The sequence below is a fragment of the Paraburkholderia sp. Ac-20347 genome (assembly GCF_017104805.1).
Classification (GTDB): domain Bacteria; phylum Pseudomonadota; class Gammaproteobacteria; order Burkholderiales; family Burkholderiaceae; genus Paraburkholderia; species Paraburkholderia tropica.
The window spans coordinates 1-1,039 of the sequence record NZ_JAAGPN010000608.1 but is presented as its reverse complement, the minus strand read 5'-3'; the positions used below and the strand labels follow the sequence as shown (position 1 = coordinate 1,039).

At 39.6% G+C, this 1,039-nt stretch carries 1 protein-coding gene; it reads right to left on the bottom strand.

What is annotated here, in order from left to right; all coding sequences use genetic code 11:
* Positions 1-204 precede the first annotated feature (204 nt).
* Entirely contained in the window at positions 205-930 is a 726-nt protein-coding gene (pyrH, locus tag G3N97_RS38980; RefSeq protein ID WP_205998023.1) for a UMP kinase, read from the bottom strand.
* Positions 931-1,039 lie beyond the last annotated feature (109 nt).

Sequence of the window (1,039 nt, the reverse complement as noted above, 5' to 3'; positions counted from 1 at the left end):
ATGGGCTCGACCCGTACGCAGCTTACTAAAAGCAGCTTCCAAAGCTTCGATAGATTTTTGCATGCGGCTTTCGCCATCTGTTTTAATTTCATTAATCATAAAATTTCCTTAATCATCACAATTGTCTAAATTTTTAACTCAATTTTATCTCACATATTTCATATAAATAAATTTTATATGAATATTAAGGTATAAATGCTAAGCTTAGTGATAAACTCGTGTACCTTCAGCCTCACCCATAACCACATTCAATAGCGCATTTGGTTTATTCATATCAAATACTTGTAGCGGTACATTATGTTCTCGGCATAACGCAATCGCTGTTAAATCCATCACACCAAGCTTTTTTTCAAGCACTTCATCAAAACTCAAACTGTCAAATTTAACCGCATCATCATCGGTTGTTGGGTCTTTATCATAAACACCATCAACTTTGGTGGCTTTTAAAATTAGTCCTGCTTCAATCTCGATGCCACGCAAGCACGCTGCGGTATCTGTGGTAAAAAATGGATTACCCGTACCTGCCACAAAGATACACACCTCGCCATTATTTAAGTGGCGTATCGCATCACGGCTAGAATATGACTCAACTACTGTATCAATGGCAATCGCTGACATTAGGCGAGTTTTAATATTTCGGCGTACCAAAGCATCACGCATCGCCAAACCATTCATCACGGTAGCTAGCATGCCCATTTGGTCACCTGTCACACGACCAACCAACCCTTGTTTTTGTAGAGTGCTGCCACGGTACAAATTGCCACCACCAACAACAATACCAACTTGAACACCCAGCCCTCGAAGATGTGCAATGGATAGGCTCAGTTGATCCAAGATATTAGCATCAATGCCCATATCACGACAGCCAGCCAACGCTTCACCCGATAGTTTTAATAAAATGCGTGAAAATTGTGGATTTTTATCAGACATACAGCCCCCAAGCTGATTAAAGTGGCTTATTTCGCCCTTGCAAAATTAGGACATATTTTCCCAATTTTAGCATATTTCATCAATTTTTGATACTGATAAATGTGAGCAA

What these genes read in the sequence shown, in the direction of transcription:
- pyrH (WP_205998023.1), bottom strand. Translation starts at nt 930, where the DNA reads ATGTCTGATAAAAATCCACAATTTTCACGCATTTTATTAAAACTATCG.